Annotated in this window: 16 protein-coding genes and 1 tRNA gene; 6 read left to right on the top strand and 11 right to left on the bottom strand. The window is 64.6% G+C overall.

Going from position 1 to position 14,837, the window contains the following annotated elements; translation table 11 throughout:
• The first annotated feature begins 53 nt into the window (after positions 1-53).
• From ABNQ40_RS13125 to ABNQ40_RS13115, 3 genes are all read left to right on the top strand, one after another.
• Complete coding sequence (locus ABNQ40_RS13125) at positions 54-506, top strand: hypothetical protein (protein ID WP_109048169.1); 453 nt, start codon at positions 54-56, stop codon at positions 504-506.
• Between the two features lie 158 nt (positions 507-664).
• Positions 665-1,366: a carbon monoxide dehydrogenase subunit G gene (locus tag ABNQ40_RS13120; RefSeq protein WP_109048170.1), complete on the top strand. Its 702-nt coding sequence runs from the start codon at positions 665-667 to the stop codon at positions 1,364-1,366.
• Positions 1,367-1,495: 129 nt separating this feature from the next.
• The gene (locus ABNQ40_RS13115; protein WP_109048171.1) at positions 1,496-1,876 is read left to right on the top strand and encodes a cytochrome c family protein; all 381 of its coding nucleotides are present in this window, start codon (positions 1,496-1,498) and stop codon (positions 1,874-1,876) included.
• 122 nt (positions 1,877-1,998) lie between these two features.
• Here the strand turns inward: ABNQ40_RS13115 and pepN are convergent, their stop codons facing one another.
• The 7 genes from pepN to ABNQ40_RS13080 form a co-directional block, all read right to left on the bottom strand.
• Entirely contained in the window at positions 1,999-4,656 is a 2,658-nt protein-coding gene (pepN, locus tag ABNQ40_RS13110; RefSeq protein ID WP_109048172.1) for an aminopeptidase N, read from the bottom strand.
• Between the two features lie 322 nt (positions 4,657-4,978).
• A complete protein-coding gene (locus ABNQ40_RS13105; protein WP_109048173.1) occupies positions 4,979-5,440 on the bottom strand; it encodes a response regulator transcription factor in 462 nt (153 codons plus the stop codon).
• Between the two features lie 111 nt (positions 5,441-5,551).
• A complete protein-coding gene (locus tag ABNQ40_RS13100; RefSeq protein WP_282187165.1) occupies positions 5,552-5,866 on the bottom strand; it encodes a response regulator transcription factor in 315 nt (104 codons plus the stop codon).
• 14 nt (positions 5,867-5,880) lie between these two features.
• Positions 5,881-6,405, bottom strand: a complete 525-nt coding sequence (locus tag ABNQ40_RS13095; protein ID WP_247879585.1) for a hypothetical protein — start codon at positions 6,403-6,405, stop codon at positions 5,881-5,883.
• A 98-nt stretch (positions 6,406-6,503) separates the two neighbouring features.
• A complete protein-coding gene (locus tag ABNQ40_RS13090; RefSeq protein WP_109048176.1) occupies positions 6,504-6,974 on the bottom strand; it encodes a hypothetical protein in 471 nt (156 codons plus the stop codon).
• A gap of 10 nt (positions 6,975-6,984) precedes the next feature.
• Positions 6,985-8,079 (bottom strand): helix-turn-helix transcriptional regulator, encoded by a 1,095-nt coding sequence (locus ABNQ40_RS13085; RefSeq protein ID WP_146255404.1) that lies wholly within the window; start codon positions 8,077-8,079, stop codon positions 6,985-6,987.
• A gap of 218 nt (positions 8,080-8,297) precedes the next feature.
• On the bottom strand, positions 8,298-9,374 hold the full coding sequence (locus tag ABNQ40_RS13080; protein WP_391346804.1) for an IS5 family transposase: 1,077 nt from the start codon (positions 9,372-9,374) through the stop codon (positions 8,298-8,300).
• A 310-nt stretch (positions 9,375-9,684) separates the two neighbouring features.
• Here ABNQ40_RS13080 and tnpA point away from each other — a divergent pair, with 310 nt between their 5' ends.
• The 3 genes from tnpA (at position 9,685) to tnpC (ending at position 12,129) form a co-directional block, all read left to right on the top strand.
• Complete coding sequence (tnpA, locus tag ABNQ40_RS13075) at positions 9,685-10,077, top strand: IS66-like element accessory protein TnpA (RefSeq protein WP_158285515.1); 393 nt, start codon at positions 9,685-9,687, stop codon at positions 10,075-10,077.
• The gene (gene tnpB, locus ABNQ40_RS13070) at positions 10,074-10,421 is read left to right on the top strand and encodes an IS66 family insertion sequence element accessory protein TnpB (RefSeq protein ID WP_109047194.1); all 348 of its coding nucleotides are present in this window, start codon (positions 10,074-10,076) and stop codon (positions 10,419-10,421) included. The genes tnpA and tnpB overlap by 4 nt, the downstream gene beginning before the upstream one ends.
• A gap of 82 nt (positions 10,422-10,503) precedes the next feature.
• Positions 10,504-12,129, top strand: coding sequence for an IS66 family transposase (tnpC, locus tag ABNQ40_RS13065; protein ID WP_109047195.1), 1,626 nt, complete (start codon positions 10,504-10,506; stop codon positions 12,127-12,129).
• A gap of 487 nt (positions 12,130-12,616) precedes the next feature.
• Here the strand turns inward: tnpC and ABNQ40_RS13060 are convergent.
• The 4 genes from ABNQ40_RS13060 to erpA form a co-directional block, all read right to left on the bottom strand.
• Positions 12,617-12,706: transfer RNA gene (locus ABNQ40_RS13060), tRNA-Ser, on the bottom strand.
• 73 nt (positions 12,707-12,779) lie between these two features.
• Positions 12,780-13,352 carry a hypothetical protein gene (locus ABNQ40_RS13055; RefSeq protein WP_109049781.1) on the bottom strand — a complete coding sequence of 191 codons (573 nt, stop codon included), beginning with the start codon at positions 13,350-13,352 and terminating at the stop codon, positions 12,780-12,782.
• Positions 13,353-13,481: 129 nt separating this feature from the next.
• Entirely contained in the window at positions 13,482-14,255 is a 774-nt protein-coding gene (xth, locus tag ABNQ40_RS13050; protein WP_109049780.1) for an exodeoxyribonuclease III, read from the bottom strand.
• Between the two features lie 50 nt (positions 14,256-14,305).
• Complete coding sequence (gene erpA / locus ABNQ40_RS13045; protein WP_109049779.1) at positions 14,306-14,662, bottom strand: iron-sulfur cluster insertion protein ErpA; 357 nt, start codon at positions 14,660-14,662, stop codon at positions 14,306-14,308.
• Positions 14,663-14,837: the final 175 nt, after the last annotated feature.

The following is a 14,837-nucleotide window of genomic DNA, read 5'->3' as shown; positions in this document are numbered from 1 at the left end:
CGGCGATGACACGATATTCTGGTGGAGGAAGAGAGATGGGCCGAGACAAGGGTATGGCAAGGACCGTGGGCGTTGCGATGATCCTTCTCGTCGGCACGGCCGTCCTCCTTGCCGGCTGCGCCACCGGTCCCGACCCGGAGATCGCGCGCCGCGCCCAGACCGCCATGGTCGGCATGCCCAAGGCCGACCTGCTGGCCTGCGCCGGCGTGCCGGACCGGCAGGCGACGGCGTCGGGGCGCGAATACTACACCTATGTCGCCCATCCGGCGGTGGCCTACAGCCCCGGCAGCAGCATCGGCATCGGGGCCGGCAGCTTCGGCGGCAGCGGCGGCGTCGGGCTTGGCCTCGGCTTCGGGGTGCCTGTTGGCGGCGGTACGGCTCCGGGATGCGAGGCGACGGTGGTGATCGGCCCGCGCGGCACGGTGGAGCAGGTCAGCTACCCGGCCGGCGCCTCGCTGTCGTCCTGCACGCCGATCGTCAGCAACTGCATGGCGCCGCGCGGCTGAGGATGCCGGCAAGTAAGACTTTGAGATGAGGCGGCCGGGGCTGTCGCGGTGCCCGGTTATGCCATATCCTCGACCGTAACCCCGGCCGCAAGCCGGGGAACAGACGGCCGCAAAGGGCCGCATCAGGGTTGCCAACAGGGTTGGAGGAACCACGAACCATGGACATGAGCGGAAGCCACCGGATCGAGGCCAGCCGCGACGCGGTTTGGGCGGCGCTGAACGATCCGGACATCCTGCGCCAGTGCATTCCCGGCTGCGAGGAGGTGGTCCGGCAGTCCGACACCGAGATGACGGCCAAGGTCGTCGCCAAGGTCGGCCCGGTCAGCGCCAAATTCGCCGGCAAGGTCACCCTGTCGGACCTCGACCCGCCCAACGGCTACACCATCACCGGCGAAGGCTCCGGCGGTGCCGCCGGCTTCGGCAAGGGCGGCGCCACGGTGACGCTGGCCGAGGAGGACGGCGCCACGCTGCTCAGCTACACCGCCAAGGCCCAGGTCGGCGGCAAGCTGGCGCAGATCGGCTCGCGGCTGGTCGACGCCACCGCCCGCAAGATGGCGGAGGAGTTCTTCGCCCGCTTTACCCAGATCGTCGGCCCCGCCCCGGCCGAGGCTGTCCCCGCCGAAACGGCTCCGACAGAAGCGGCGCCCCAGCCGGCTGTCCGTCCGGCGGTCTATTCCGATCCCGCACCGGCCTCCGCCACGCCGAAGCCCGCCGCCCGCATGGCGGAGGTGCCGCCGGAAATCCCGCTGCCGCTGCCGGTCGGGCGCGGCACGGGTGTTGGCGGCGGCAATTTCTACGTGCCGTGGGCTGCACTTCTTGTGGTTGTGGTCCTGCTCGCATCGCTTGCTTGGATGAGTTGACGTGGCAGATTGTTCATTGGTCGTACGGCTGCATCAAAGGGGTTTGACACCCTTTCGGAATGTGTATGCTGCCGCGCGATTCCGGTCGGCGCCGTCGGCCGGTGGATCCATCGGAAGGGAAGCCGAAGAATGAAGAAGCTGTTGATGGGCGTTGCCGCCATCGCCGCGGTCGTGATGGGTGCCGGTGCCGCCCAGGCGGCCGATGCCGCCGCCGGCAAGGATGTCTTCAAGGTCTGCATGGCCTGCCACACCGCCGAGCAGGGCAAGAACAAGGTCGGCCCGTCGCTGTTCGGCGTCGTCGGCCGTCCGGCCGCCTCGATCGAGGGCTTCAAGTATTCCGCCCCGATGAAGGAAAAGGGCGCCGGCGGTCTGGTCTGGACCGCGGAAAACCTGGACGCCTACATCAAGGCGCCGAAGGAAATCGTCCCGGGCGGCACGATGGCCTTTGCCGGCCTGAAGGACGACGCCAAGCGCGCCGACCTGATCGCCTTCCTGTCTGAGCAGAAGTAAGGCCGTTGTCCCCCAGTCCGGCGGCCGGGGGACGCTGCGGACGGCGAAAGGGCCGGTGGCGATGCCACCGGCCCTTTGCTTTTGAGCCCCTGCGTTTGGGAATAGTCCTTTGGTCCCGAGTCTCAGCCGGCGGCGGCCAGGCTCTTGCTCGCGACCTCGTAAACGTCCGGCGACAGGCCCGACGTGGCGACGATCCGCTGCAGTTCGGCCTTCATCAGCCCCTGGCGGGCCGCGTCATAGCGCCGCAGACGGGAGAAGGGACCCATCAGACGAGCCGCAACCTGCGGGTTCATCGGGTCCAGGCGCAGCACCTGATCGGCGAGGAAACGGTAGCCGGCACCGCTCGCGTCATGGAAGCGGACCGGGTTGCCGTTGGCGAAGCCGCCGATCAGCGCATAGACCTTGTTCGGGTTCCGGATCTCGAAGGCCGGATGGCCGAGCAGGGCGGTGACGCGGGCCAGCGTGTCGGCGCGGTTGGACATCGCCTGCACGCCGAACCACTTGTCGACCACCAGCGCCTCGCCCTTCCAGCGGGCGTAGAAGTCGGCCAGCGCCGTCTCCCCCTCCGGCGAGGCGGCGTTGGACAGGAACTGCAACGCCGCGATCTCGTCGGTCATGCCCTGGGCGGTGCGGTACTGCGTCAGGCAGAGGTCGAGCGCCTCGTCGTCCTCCAGCGCCATCAGATAGGCGAGGCAGAGGTTCTTCAGCGCCCGCTTGCCGATGGCGTCGGCGTCGACGGAGAAGGGTTCCTGGCTGCTGTTGCGGCGGTAGAGGTCGAGGAAGCGCGCCCGCAGGCGGCCGGCCATCGTCTTGCGCGCGAACTCCCGCACCGCATGGATGGCGTCGGGATCGACCACCGGCATCTGGGTGCCGAGATAGGCCTCCGTCGGCAGCACCAGCGCCTGGGCGGCGAAGGCGGGATCGCGCTCCGCATCGTCCAGGATCTTGGCGAAGGCGTCGGCATAGCCCTCCGGCAGAACCAGCTCGCGTCCGGCCTGCCGGTCGGCGACGCGGCCGAGCAGGATGCGGGTGCCGAGGATCTGCCCGGCTTCCCACCGGTTGAAGGCGTCGCTGTCGTGCGCCATCAGGAAGGTGAGGTCGGCGTCGGTCAGGTCGGTCTTCAGCTTCACCGGGGCGGAGAAGCCGCGCAGCAGTGACGGCACCGGCCGGGCCGGGATGTCGCGGAAGGTGAAGCTCTGGCTTTCCGCCGTGACGTGCAGGATGTGGCTGGTGCCGGCGGCGGCCTCCTCGCCCTCCAGGCGCAGCGGCAGGTCCTGGCCGTCGGGGCCGAGCAGCCCGACGACCAGCGGGATGTGCATCGGCTGCTTGGTCGGCTGGCCCGGCGTCGGCGGCACCGTCTGTTTCACAGTCAGGGTGAAGGTCTTCGCCGCCGGATCATGGCTGCCGGCGATGTCGAGTTCGGGCGTGCCGGACTGGCGGTACCACAGCTGGAACTGGGTCAGGTCGACGCCGCTGGCATCGGCCATGGCGGCGACGAAATCGTCGCAGGTGACCGCCTGCCCGTCATGGCGCTGGAAGTAGAGGTCGGTGCCCTTGCGGTACTTTTCCGGCCCCAGCAGGGTGTGGATCATGCGGATGACTTCCGCACCCTTGTTGTAGACGGTGGGCGTGTAGAAGTTGTTGATCTCGACATAGCTGTCCGGGCGCACCGGATGGGCCATGGCGCCGGCATCCTCCTGGAACTGCACGGTGCGCAGCCCCTGGACGTCGGCGATGCGCTTCACCGCGCGGGAATGCATGTCGGACGAGAATTCCTGGTCGCGGAAGACGGTCAGCCCTTCCTTCAGCGACAGCTGAAACCAGTCGCGGCAGGTGACGCGGTTGCCGGTCCAGTTGTGGAAATACTCGTGCGCGACCACCGCCTCGATGTTGAGGAAGTCGGTGTCGGTCGCGGTTTCCGGCTTGGCCAGGATGTATTTGGTGTTGAAGACATTGAGCGACTTGTTTTCCATCGCCCCCATGTTGAAGTCGCCGACCGCGACGATGTTGAAGATGTCGAGGTCGTATTCCAGCCCATAGACCTCCTCATCCCAGCGCATCGACTTGACCAGCGAGCGCATGGCGTGGTCGATCTTGTCCTCGTTCCCCGGCTCGACATAGATGCGCAGCGTCACATCGCGGCCCGACGCGGTGCGGAAATGGTCCTCGCCATGGACGAGACTGCCGGCGACCAGCGCGAACAGGTAGCAGGGCTTGGGGAAGGGATCCTCCCAGCGCGCCCAGTGGCGGCCACCCTCCAGATCGCCGGAAGCGGCGAGATTGCCATTGGACAGCAGCACCGGGTAGCGCGCCTTGTCCGCGGTGATGGTGGTGCTGTAGCGCGCCATCACGTCCGGCCGGTCGGCGAAATAGGTGATCTTGCGGAAGCCTTCCGCTTCGCACTGGGTGCAGAAGTTGCCGGAGGACTTGTAGAGCCCTTCCAGCGCGGTGTTCTCCTGCGGCTTGATGCGGACGATGGTTTCCAGCGTGCCACTGGCCGGCACCTCAGGCACGATCAGGTGATCGGGGGTGACGGTGTAGTCGTCCGGCCCCAGAATGCGGCCGTCCAGCGCCACCGACACCAGATCCAGCCTCTGCCCGTCGAGCGACAGCGGCTCCGTCGCCGCCTCCGGCCGGTCGGGATTGCGGCGGATCGCGAGCACCGCGCGGACGGTGGTGACATCCTCGCCCAGGTCGACGAACAGGTCGACCGTGTCGATCAGATGCGCCGGCGGGCGATAGTCCTGAAGCCGGATGGCCTTCGGCGTGCCTTTGTCCATGTGCCTTGTCTCTGGTCTGTGTCTGTCTTGCGGATCAAGCCGTTCGGGACAGGTCCGAGGAACAGGGACTGTAGCAAGGCGGGGGCGGGCTGTCGTGGGTGGGAATGGGGGGTGGGCTCCGTCGGCGTACCGAGGTGATGCGGGGGTCGGATGGCACGATCAGCGAGCCCGGGGCGCCGCTTGCCGAGGTGCGGACGTCGCTGGACGAGATCGCCCGAGGCGCACCGGCATTTCAGCCAACGTAGGGGCGCTGCCGGCAGGCTACACTGGTGGAGGAATGCGGATCCTGGCTAACCGGCTAGAGCATCATTTGCTCAAAAAATCAAAAAGCCGTACGGATATCGTTGGCAGAGAGTGCGGCTTCCCAGATTCGACCGAGTTCAAACAGGCTGTCGCAATCAAGCTTCTTCATGATCCGAGACCTGTGAATCTCTACAGTCTTTGGACTGATATTCATGTCGAAAGCTATCGACTTAGTATTTTTTCCGTCAGCCAGCCCGCCCAGGACATCAGCTTCTCGGGATGTGAGTTGTGAGAGCCGCTTGATCGCGTCTCGCCGTCTGCCCTCAACGCCAATGGCAGCCGTTTGCAGCAGCTGTGTGACACGGGAGGATGGCACGGCGGTCTCGGCAGCCATCGCGCCGAACTGCTCCGAAACATATGTATCCATCATACTCAAGGCATAGGTCAGCGCAGGTGACTGCTCGCCGGGTAGCGGAGGGTCTGAAATCGATGTGTCTTCATGCAGAGTCGCGAAAGGAAACTTCCTGCGGTCAATTGTCATGGATTTTTCCAGGCTCTGTGGTGTCGCGCCGACGCAGGCCACCAAAACTGACGGCGGACAGCTATACGTGCCAGCCGGGCATGTTCCAGTCTGCGGTGTCGCGACCGGACGCTATCGTGTCGCCATCTTCTGTCGATTGCTCAGCACTGCGGCCTCCCAGGCGCGGCCAAGCTCGAAGAGACCGGCGCATCCCAGCTTCTCCATGACGCGCGCTCGATGGCACTCCACCGTCTTGAAGCTGATGCCGAGATCGGAGGCGATGGTCTTGGAACGCTTGCCAGCAACCAGAAGCGCCAGCACGTCAACCTCCCGGGCCGTCAGTTTGCCCAAGCGCGCCATGATTTCCCGCCCTCGGGAATGATAAGCGCCGCCTTCATCCGTCAGCGTCGCGCCAACCTGGATGGCCCGCGGCGTCGCAGATTCCATGTAAGACATCGCCATCACCTGACAGCCAAGGACGCTAAAGACTGGACGGCGGCAACATAGGCAGCTTCCAGGGTCGGTTGGGGAGCGGACTGAAGGTGGCACCGGGTCGAATCGGCGCAGTGGGCCACGAAGGCAAAGGCTGTGCGATGGTCTGCATGGCGTCGAATGTCCGCCTGGATGGCAGTGATTCGCGAAGCTGGGCGGCCGGGCTGATAGCCGATCACGCGACCACGCGCCGCCTGCGTCAAGCGGCTGATGGCCGTTTCTACGGTCAGTTCGCCCAGGCCGGCACCGATGGTGTCGCCACATCCTTGCTCCAGCATCGTTGCCCGCGCCTCACATCGTTCGGCATCATCCAACAGCATGGAGACGGTATCGGCCGATGCGTGGCCGACCATTTCGAGTGCATCAGCACGATCATGCGCTGCCCGCCGGCGAAGCTGGTCCACGGACAAATGATCGATAAACGGCAAATGTGCATCAGGCGTGTGCTCGCCCTTGCACCTGCCCAGTACGGCAGTATGCTTATGGTTGATCATCGTTGCTTCCTACGGCTACGGGTGATCGTCTGGATCGGGTAACCGATCTGTCCAAGGGCGCCCGCTTGTGTCACCAAGCGGGCGCCTTTCTGGCGCGATTAGGCTACCTGCCGGATGATGGGAAACTCGGGATCTTCGCCTTCTTCTACAGGGCGGCTGCAAAGGGCAGCCATGTTCCACTGCTTGCCGCGGCCGGTTTCACGTGCTTCCGGGTCACGATCCAGGAAGATTCCGAAATGCTTGGCGGCCAGTTCGACAGTCTTCGACCAGCCGGCGCGGAACTCGTCGGTGCCATAGGCATCCGGCCAATGGTGAAGCATGCGCCCGAAAGCCCGCTGGCAGAACGATGCATAGGCGCGGGTATCGAGGATGAAGGCGTGCCACGCCGGCTCCATACCTTCCCAGGCCACCAGACAGGTGGGCGAGTCGAGCTGCATGGCATTCAGAACCATGAAGGCCCGGAGATGATCGGCCGACTGCGCCGCCTCTTCCTTCGAAAGGCCATCACGCATCATGTGAGCAATCACGTGCGAGAAATCGTAGTTCTTCACATATTCAAGGTTCGCCATATTGCTTCCTCTATGAATTCAATGGCGGAATGCCACCGAATAGTGTTGCCGCCCGCGTAACGATGCGGGCGATGTCCTGCTGACGCCCCGCAGCAATCTTGGCCCGAGATGTTTCGATTTGCTGCCGAACAGTTCGAATTTTTCGGTCTAGGGCGATGGCGATTTGCTCGGCCGTTTCGCCGGCCGCTATGCGCACAACGACCTCTGCCTGCGGTCGGCTGAGGCCGAACGTAGAAATGAGGATTTCCTGCAATGGCTCAGTGGGAGCGACACTCTGCAGAACCACCATGGCCGCGCCGTTATTCGCAGGCATAACAGCGACGAGCTGTGCGTCTGGCAACTTCACAAGCGCTTCACTTTTCCGGCCCGACGCGACGGCTGTTATCGCTTGCTGAAGGCGCTCGTCATCAGAAGGGTGTGGGCATATCAGCCTGTTACCTGGCGCCCTTGCGAGCACGGAGCCAGATCTAAGACATCGCACCATCAGTGAGGAATTTTCGATAATTTTCGAATTCGAGCCTACGAGCGATACGGCAATACCCATGCGTTCGAGCATAGCCGCCATAACGGCAGCCGCACGGCCTCGCTCGATCTGCTCCAGTAGGTTCCCGGGTATGGCTCTCTGGTCTGCTGCGCCATCAAGTGACGGCCGAACAGGTAGCCATATTTGAGCATTCCATTCACTGTCCAGGCCGATGTGATGGCGATCATACAAAATCCCATCGTAGTAACGGCGAAATTGAAAGCTTGCCTCTCTGGCTCTGGCCATCTTTGCATAAACGAGGTGTGACTCAGGATCTGATAATATTATTTCATCTTGTATACGACCGAGCTCCACCGCTCGACGGAAGCAATTATCAAACAGAACAGGTTTTGACCAATCCTGGCATGCATATATTTCCCGCCCACTTGAATTGGCGAACACGATAACATCTCGTTCGTATATCAGGATCGCGGCCTGCATCTCTGAGGCCATACCGATAAGACCAGCCAATTTCTCGGGAATGCAGGTTGCAGGCATGGCGCCATGACTGTTCGTTGCGTTGAAGCCATATTGCCAACGCCACTTTAAAGCGTCATCAGGAAACGGTCGAATTTCCGTCATTGGTGCAATTCTGCTGTGGACCTGAGAGTTCTGTTGCTATTATGCAACACATTAAAAGTTTGGGGCCTAACAGGACGCGGAAAAACGAACATATTCCGGTTTTTTGCCTCTTCTGAGGCTTGAGAATGGCGTTTCCGACGACCGCTTTTGTCAGAATGGAGCGCTTTTTCGCGCTCCGAGACGCCCGGAGCCGCCGTTGAGGCGGACTTCGGGCGTGATTATGCCGCCGCCAGCAGCTTGGGCAGCCGGATCAGGTTGTAGGCGGTAGCGGTCAGGGTGAACATCCAACCGACACGGGCCGTGCCGCGATGACGCGTTTTGCGCAAGCCAGCTCCCTTGATCCAGCCGAACAGCTCCTCAATCCGTTTGCGGATGCGCAAGGATACGGCATAGCCAGGGTGGCGCGTGGTCCGGCCGTCGATCGCCGAGCGGCGCTTGCTCGTGTTCTGCGCGACGTGCGCAGCGGCACCCAACTCGCGCATGTTCGCCACGAAATCCTTGGTGTCGTAAGCCTTGTCGGCCCCCACCGTGATGCGGTGACGGCCGGGGATCGCCTCGACCATGGAAACCGCCGCCTCGCGTTCGGCCAAGCCGGTGGCTGCCGTCAGCCGGACATCCACCACCAGGGCGTTCCGGTTCTCCATCAGGGCGTGGCCCATGAAGGCCAGCTTCGCCGGCGGCCCGTTGCCCTTGCGGTACAGCCGCGCCTCGGGATCGCTGGTCGAGGCATGGGTTTCGTTGGACCGCTTCTCACCATGGAAGTCGCGGTCGCCGTTGCGTCCCGGCCCCGGCGGCTCGCCGCTGCCATCCTTGGGCCGGAAGCTCTTCACCGACGCCCAGGCTTCGATCAGCGTCCCATCCACCGAGAAGTGCTCGTCAGACAGCAGCGCCTTGACCCGGGGTTGACCCAGCACGGTGGCCAGGAACTTGCCCGCCACATCGCCGGCCAGCAGGCGCTCACGGTTCTTGGTGAACACAGTGACGTCCCACACCGGGGCGTCCATCGACAAGCCGACGAACCAGCGGAACAGCAGGTTGTAGTCGAGCTGTTCCATCAGCTGGCGTTCCGAGCGCACCGAGTAGAAGGCCTGGAGCAGCAGTGCCCGCAGCAGCTTCTCCGGCGGGATCGACGGTCGACCGGTCGTCGAGTACAGCCCCTCGAACGCCGGCGACATCACCTCCAGCGCTTCATCCACGATGGCCCGGATCGCTCGTAGAGGATGCCTCGCAGGAACACGGGCCTCGCAGCTCACATAGCTGAACAGACCCTCGCTGTGTTCGTCCGATCCCCGCATCGTCCCCTCGTCGGCCGCATTCTCTTCGAACGGAGAGAATCACGGCCCGCAGGACGGGCATAGCCTTTTTCCGCACCCTGCTAAGCTTCCGCATACTCTTTAATGCCGTTGCATATTCCGAGAGGGGTTCCCGCATGAGACTCGCAACAAACAGCAGCATACGGCCTCATCATGTATTCCGCTGAGTCTTGGGAATAATGGTGATCTTCGCCGTGTCGTAAGGTACCCCTCCGCCGAGCGCCGCCTTGTGACCGAGCGGGGAAGCTGAATCATGGGGCCTGTCCCTATGGCTATCCCTATGGCAGTCCCTATGACTATCCAACGCGTCGAGGTGATTACGGGTCTGGAGAAGCGGCGGCAGTTCACTGATGAGGAGAAGCTGCGGCTGGTCGAAGAAGCGTTCCAGCCCGGCGTCAAAGCGACTGAGGTTGCCCGACGCCAAGGCGTGGACGTCAGCCTGCTGTACCGCTGGCGCCGCCAGTTCTTCGGTCCGCAACCCCGGCTGCCGGCCTTCATGCCGATCACCGTCGCCACCGATGAGCCGTCGCTGGAGGACGCGCCGGAACCGACCCCAGCCTCCTGCACTCCGCCCGACGGCATCATCGAGGTTGAGTTCGCTGCGGCCCGCCTGCGGATCACCGGCCCGGCCGATCCGGCTCTGGTCGGAACGGTGATCGCCGCGTTGTCGGGACGGTCAGCATGATCCCGGTGCCGTCAGGCGTGCGGGTCTGGCTGGCCGGCGGGGTCACCGACATGCGTTGTGGAATGAACTCGCTGGCGCTGAAGGTCCAGGAAGGGCTTGGCCGGGACCCTCATGCCGGCGATCTATACGTCTTCCGTGGGCGTCGCGGCGACATGGTGAAGTGCCTGTGGCACGATGGGCTCGGCATGTCGCTGTACGCGAAGAGGCTTGAGCGAGGCCGCTTTATTTGGCCCAGTCCGGCTGACGGAGCCGTGGCCATTTCCGCGTCTCAGCTCGCGTATCTGCTCGACGCAATCGACTGGCGCAATCCCCAGCAAACCTGGAGGCCACGCTCGGCCGGATAGGCTGCGGCACAGTGAATCAGCCCGCCGTCATCCGGCAGGAAGAGCAAGGATTGATACGGGTTTCAGGGTATAATCCGGCCCTATGGACGCCTTGCCCGACGACATTGCCAGCCTGCGCGCCGCCTTGGCGCAGGCCGAGGCGCGGGCGGACGCGGCCGAAGCCGAAGCGGCGCGGGCCAAGGCGATAGCGTCGAATACCGAGGCGCTGATCGCCGGCCTGAAGCTGGAAATCGAGAAACTCCGGCGCGAACTCTATGGCACGCGCTCCGAGCGTAAGGCGCGCCTGCTGGATCAGTTGGAGTTCCAGCTCGAAGAGCTGGAAGCAACGGCCAGCGAGGACGAGTTGGCGGCCGAGCAGGCCGCTGCCAAAACCACCGCGGTGGCGGCCTTCACCCGCAAGCGGCCGTCGCGCCAGCCCTTTCCCGACCACCTGCCGCGCGAGCGCGTCGTTGTGGCGGCTCCGGTGAGCTGCCCGTGCTGCGGCTCGGACAAGCTGTGCAAGCTGGGCGAGACGATCACCGAGACGCTGGAGGTGATCCCGCGCCAATGGAAGGTGATCCAGACGGTGCGCGAGCGGTTCTCCTGCCGGGCCTGCGAGACGATCAGCCAGCCGCCGGCGCCTTTCCACACCACCCCGCGGGGCTGGGCCGGCCCCCACCTGCTGGCCACCCTCCTGTTCGAGAAGTTCGGCCAGCATCAGCCGTTGAACCGGCAGGCCGAACGCTTCGCGCGGGAGGGTGTGCCGCTCAGCCTGTCCACCCTGGCCGACCAGGTGGGCACCGCCGCCGCGGTGCTGAAGCCGCTGCACGACCTGATCGCCGCGCATGTGATGGCGGCGGATCGCCTGCATGGAGACGACACGCCGGTGCCGGTGCTGGCCAAGGGCAAGACCGACACCGGGCGGCTGTGGGTGTATGTGCGTGATGACCGGCCGTTTGCCGGCCAAGCCCCACCGGCAGCACTGTTCCACTATTCGCGAGATCGCAAGGGCGAGCATCCCGAACGGCACCTGGCCGGCTTCACGGGCTGGCTGCAGGCCGATGCGTTCGCCGGCTACAACCGGCTGTACGAACCCGACCGCAAGCCGGGGCCGATCCGCGACGTGCTGTGCTGGGCGCATGCCCGGCGGGGCTTCTTCAAGCTGGCCGACATCGCCGCGAACACCAGGCGCGGCAAGGACGCCCCGCCGCTCTCACCGCTGGCACTGGAAGCCGTGAAGCGCATCGACGCCATCTTTGATCTCGAGCGCGCCCTGAACGGCAAGCCGGCGGCCGAGCGGCTGGCGGCCCGCCAGGAGCACGGCGTCGCCCTGGTAGCCGCGCTGGAGGATTGGATGCGGACGGAGCGCGCCCGGCTCTCCCGCCATGCCCCCGTGGCCAAGGCGATGGACTACATGTTGACCCGATGGGACGGCTTCACTCGGTTCCTCGGCGACGGCAGGCTATGCCTGACGAACAACGCCGCCGAACGCGGCCTGCGTGGGATCGCTTTGGGCCGGAAAGCGTGGCTGTTCTGCGGCTCCGATCGCGGCGGGCAGCGGGCGGCGATCATGTATGGCCTGATCACCACGGCCAAGCTCAACGACGTTGACCCGCAGGTGTGGCTCGCCAACGTGCTGGCCCGCATCAACGACATCCCCCAAACCCGCCTGCACGAACTGCTGCCCTGGAACTGGAAGGCAATCCGCGAGCAGACGAAAGTGGCCTGACAGCGGCACTCACCGGATGCTTACGTCGTAAGCCGGCACGGCATTCCCGTTGTGGCTGGCGACGATTCTATACGTCAGCCGTCCGCCAACTGGCCGAAGCCAGCATCGCCCCCGGTATGGTGCCGCTGATCTGCTCGGCCGCCGGGGTGCTGAAGTGCGGTCGACGTGCGGCGATGCCGCTGCGGTTTGGCAGCGGATGTGCAGTCGAATCGAAGCCCACCACGGCACTCCTGCGGATTGCCGACGCATCTCCCAGGATTGCCTGACCTCAAGGTGTCTACGGCAGAAACACCGCGATAATCGCTTTGAAGTGGTTGCCTAGTGGCTGTGATATTGATGGTTCGCAGGCGTGCGTTTGTCTTCGCCAGAAGACCCGCATCAGCCGTAATAGTTCTTTGGAGATCGTACCCAGAGGAAACCAAATGTGGGGGAGGAGAAAGAGTGAAGACTGATTTATCAAATAAATCAACGTCCTAGCTCAATTGCATGGCGGATGGGGTGGGATTCGAACCCACGGTAGGCTCACACCTACGGCGGTTTTCAAGACCGCTGCCTTAAACCACTCGGCCACCCATCCCGCGCAGCCCACGGAAGTAGCGAATGCGTCGCAGTGGGTCAAGTGTCGCGCGCAAGGTGCTGCTATTTGCCCCTTAATTTCGGATCGGGCGGCCCAGCGTGCGCAGGCGGCGGGTCGGTTTCGGCGGGCTGGGGCTGTCGGAGAAGTCGGGCAGGGCAGGCGCGCGGGCTATCGTCTTGCGGATCAGCTCGGCCGTGGCGTCCAGATCGTCCAGAATCTCCGGCGCCACGCGGTCGGCATAGCGGGGGCTCAGCAGGCGGGTGCGGATCTGGTCGATGCTGCGCAGTTCGGGCTCGAACAGCTCGCGGGCACCAATCGGCAGAACCTGATCCTCGCGCATGCTGGAGAAGTAATTGCGCATCGTGCGGGCCAGCATGCGGGCCAGCAGAAGATCCATCCGCTCGAACTCGGCGCGCAGGTCTGTCAGGCGCGATTCGTTCACGCCCTGGAGATGCTCCTCGGTCAGGGTAAACAGGGCGCGGATCTCCTCCACCTTGCGGCGGAAGTCGAGGAAAGAGGCGAAGCGGTCTTCGCCCATGTCGCGCTGGGCGCGGTCGGCAAGCTGGGAGGCTTCGGTCGCCTGACGCTCCAATGCCGCCAGCAGAGACTTCACCCGTTCCCGGCCGTTGTCGCGCCCCCACGCCATGCCCGCTCCGCACTCCCCGATGACCGCGTCAAGCCGGCTTTCGGCCGGGCGACACGGTCATCGTAGAAGCGAAACTTTTAACGAAATGCTTTCATCACGGACTTTCCACAGCCGGCGCATCTGCGCCGCTCAGGCGTCGCGCAGTTCCAGGATCACTGGAGTGTGGTCGGAGGCCTTTTCCAACCCGCGCGGGCCGCGGTCGATGGTGCAGCCGGCCAGACGGTCGGCGGCCTGCGGCGAGAGCAGGAAATGGTCGATGCGCAGGCCGTTGTCGCGCGGCCAGCTGCCGGCCTGATAATCCCAGAAGGTATAAGCGCGGTCGTCGTCATGCAGGGCGCGGTAGGCCTCGGTCAGGCCGAGGTTCAGCAGGGCGCGGAACTTGGCTTTGGACTCCGGCCGGAACAGCGCATCACCGGCGAAGGCCTGCGGCGAGAAGACGTCGCGCGCCTCGGGAATGATGTTGTAGTCGCCGCCCAGCACCACCGGGATTTCCTGCGCCAGCAGAGTCCGGGCGTGGTCGTACAGCCGGTCCATCCAGCGCAGCTTGTAGGCGAACTTCTCGCCCGGCACCGGGTTGCCGTTGGGCAGGTAGAGCGAGGCGATGCGCACGCCGGACACGGTGGCCTCGACATAGCGGGCCTGCTCGTCCTCCGGCTCGCCCGGCAGGCGGGTCAGCACGTCTTCCGCCGGGGCCTTCGACAGCAAGGCGACGCCGTTGTAGGCCTTCTGCCCGACGGCATTGACGTGATAGCCGAGCTCCTCGAAGGCCGCAGTCGGGAAGGCGGCGGTCTCGCATTTGATTTCCTGGAAGAGCACGACGTCCGGGGACGCCGTGCGCAGCCAGTCGGTGATCAGCGGAAGGCGGGCCTTCGCCGAGTTGACGTTCCAGGTGGCGATCTTCACGAAAAAGGCCTGCCTTCTTTATTTTTGTCTTCTGAGGTCGGACGGCGGCCTCAGACCGCGAACGAGTTGCCGCAGCCGCAGGACGCGGTGGCGTTCGGATTCTTGATCTGGAAGGCGGCGCCCATCAGGTCCTCGACATAATCCAGCGTCGCGCCGGCCAGCAGGTCGAGCGAGGCGTCGTCGGTGACCACTTTCGTGCCGTCCTTCTCGAAGACATGATCCTCGTCGGTCGCGGTCTCGTCGAAGGTGAAGCCGTACTGGAAGCCGGAGCAGCCGCCGCCGGACACGGTCAGGCGCAGCATCAGGTTGGGATTGCCCTCCTGCTCGATCAGGAAGGCGACGCGCTTGGCGGCGCTTTCGCTGACGCCGAGGACGCGGGTTTTGGTGGGGAGTGCGGTGTCGGGCATGGAAGGCCCCTCTGGTGCGGTGCGGGAGTTGCCACAAATGTAAGGGGGATCGGTGCCTTCGTCAAAGCGTGGGCACGTTTGCGCCAAAGCGTTGCGCATCTGGCACGCTCCGCCGCCGGCTGGCCCAACGCCTGGGCATAGCACGCCTTCGCCGTTGCACCTGCGTTTCCCCGCC

The organism is Azospirillum sp. A23, from assembly GCF_042938965.1.
GTDB classification, from domain to species: domain Bacteria; phylum Pseudomonadota; class Alphaproteobacteria; order Azospirillales; family Azospirillaceae; genus Azospirillum; species Azospirillum melinis.
Note: the sequence above shows the minus strand (reverse complement) of the source record. Positions and strands in the feature narration are given on the sequence as shown.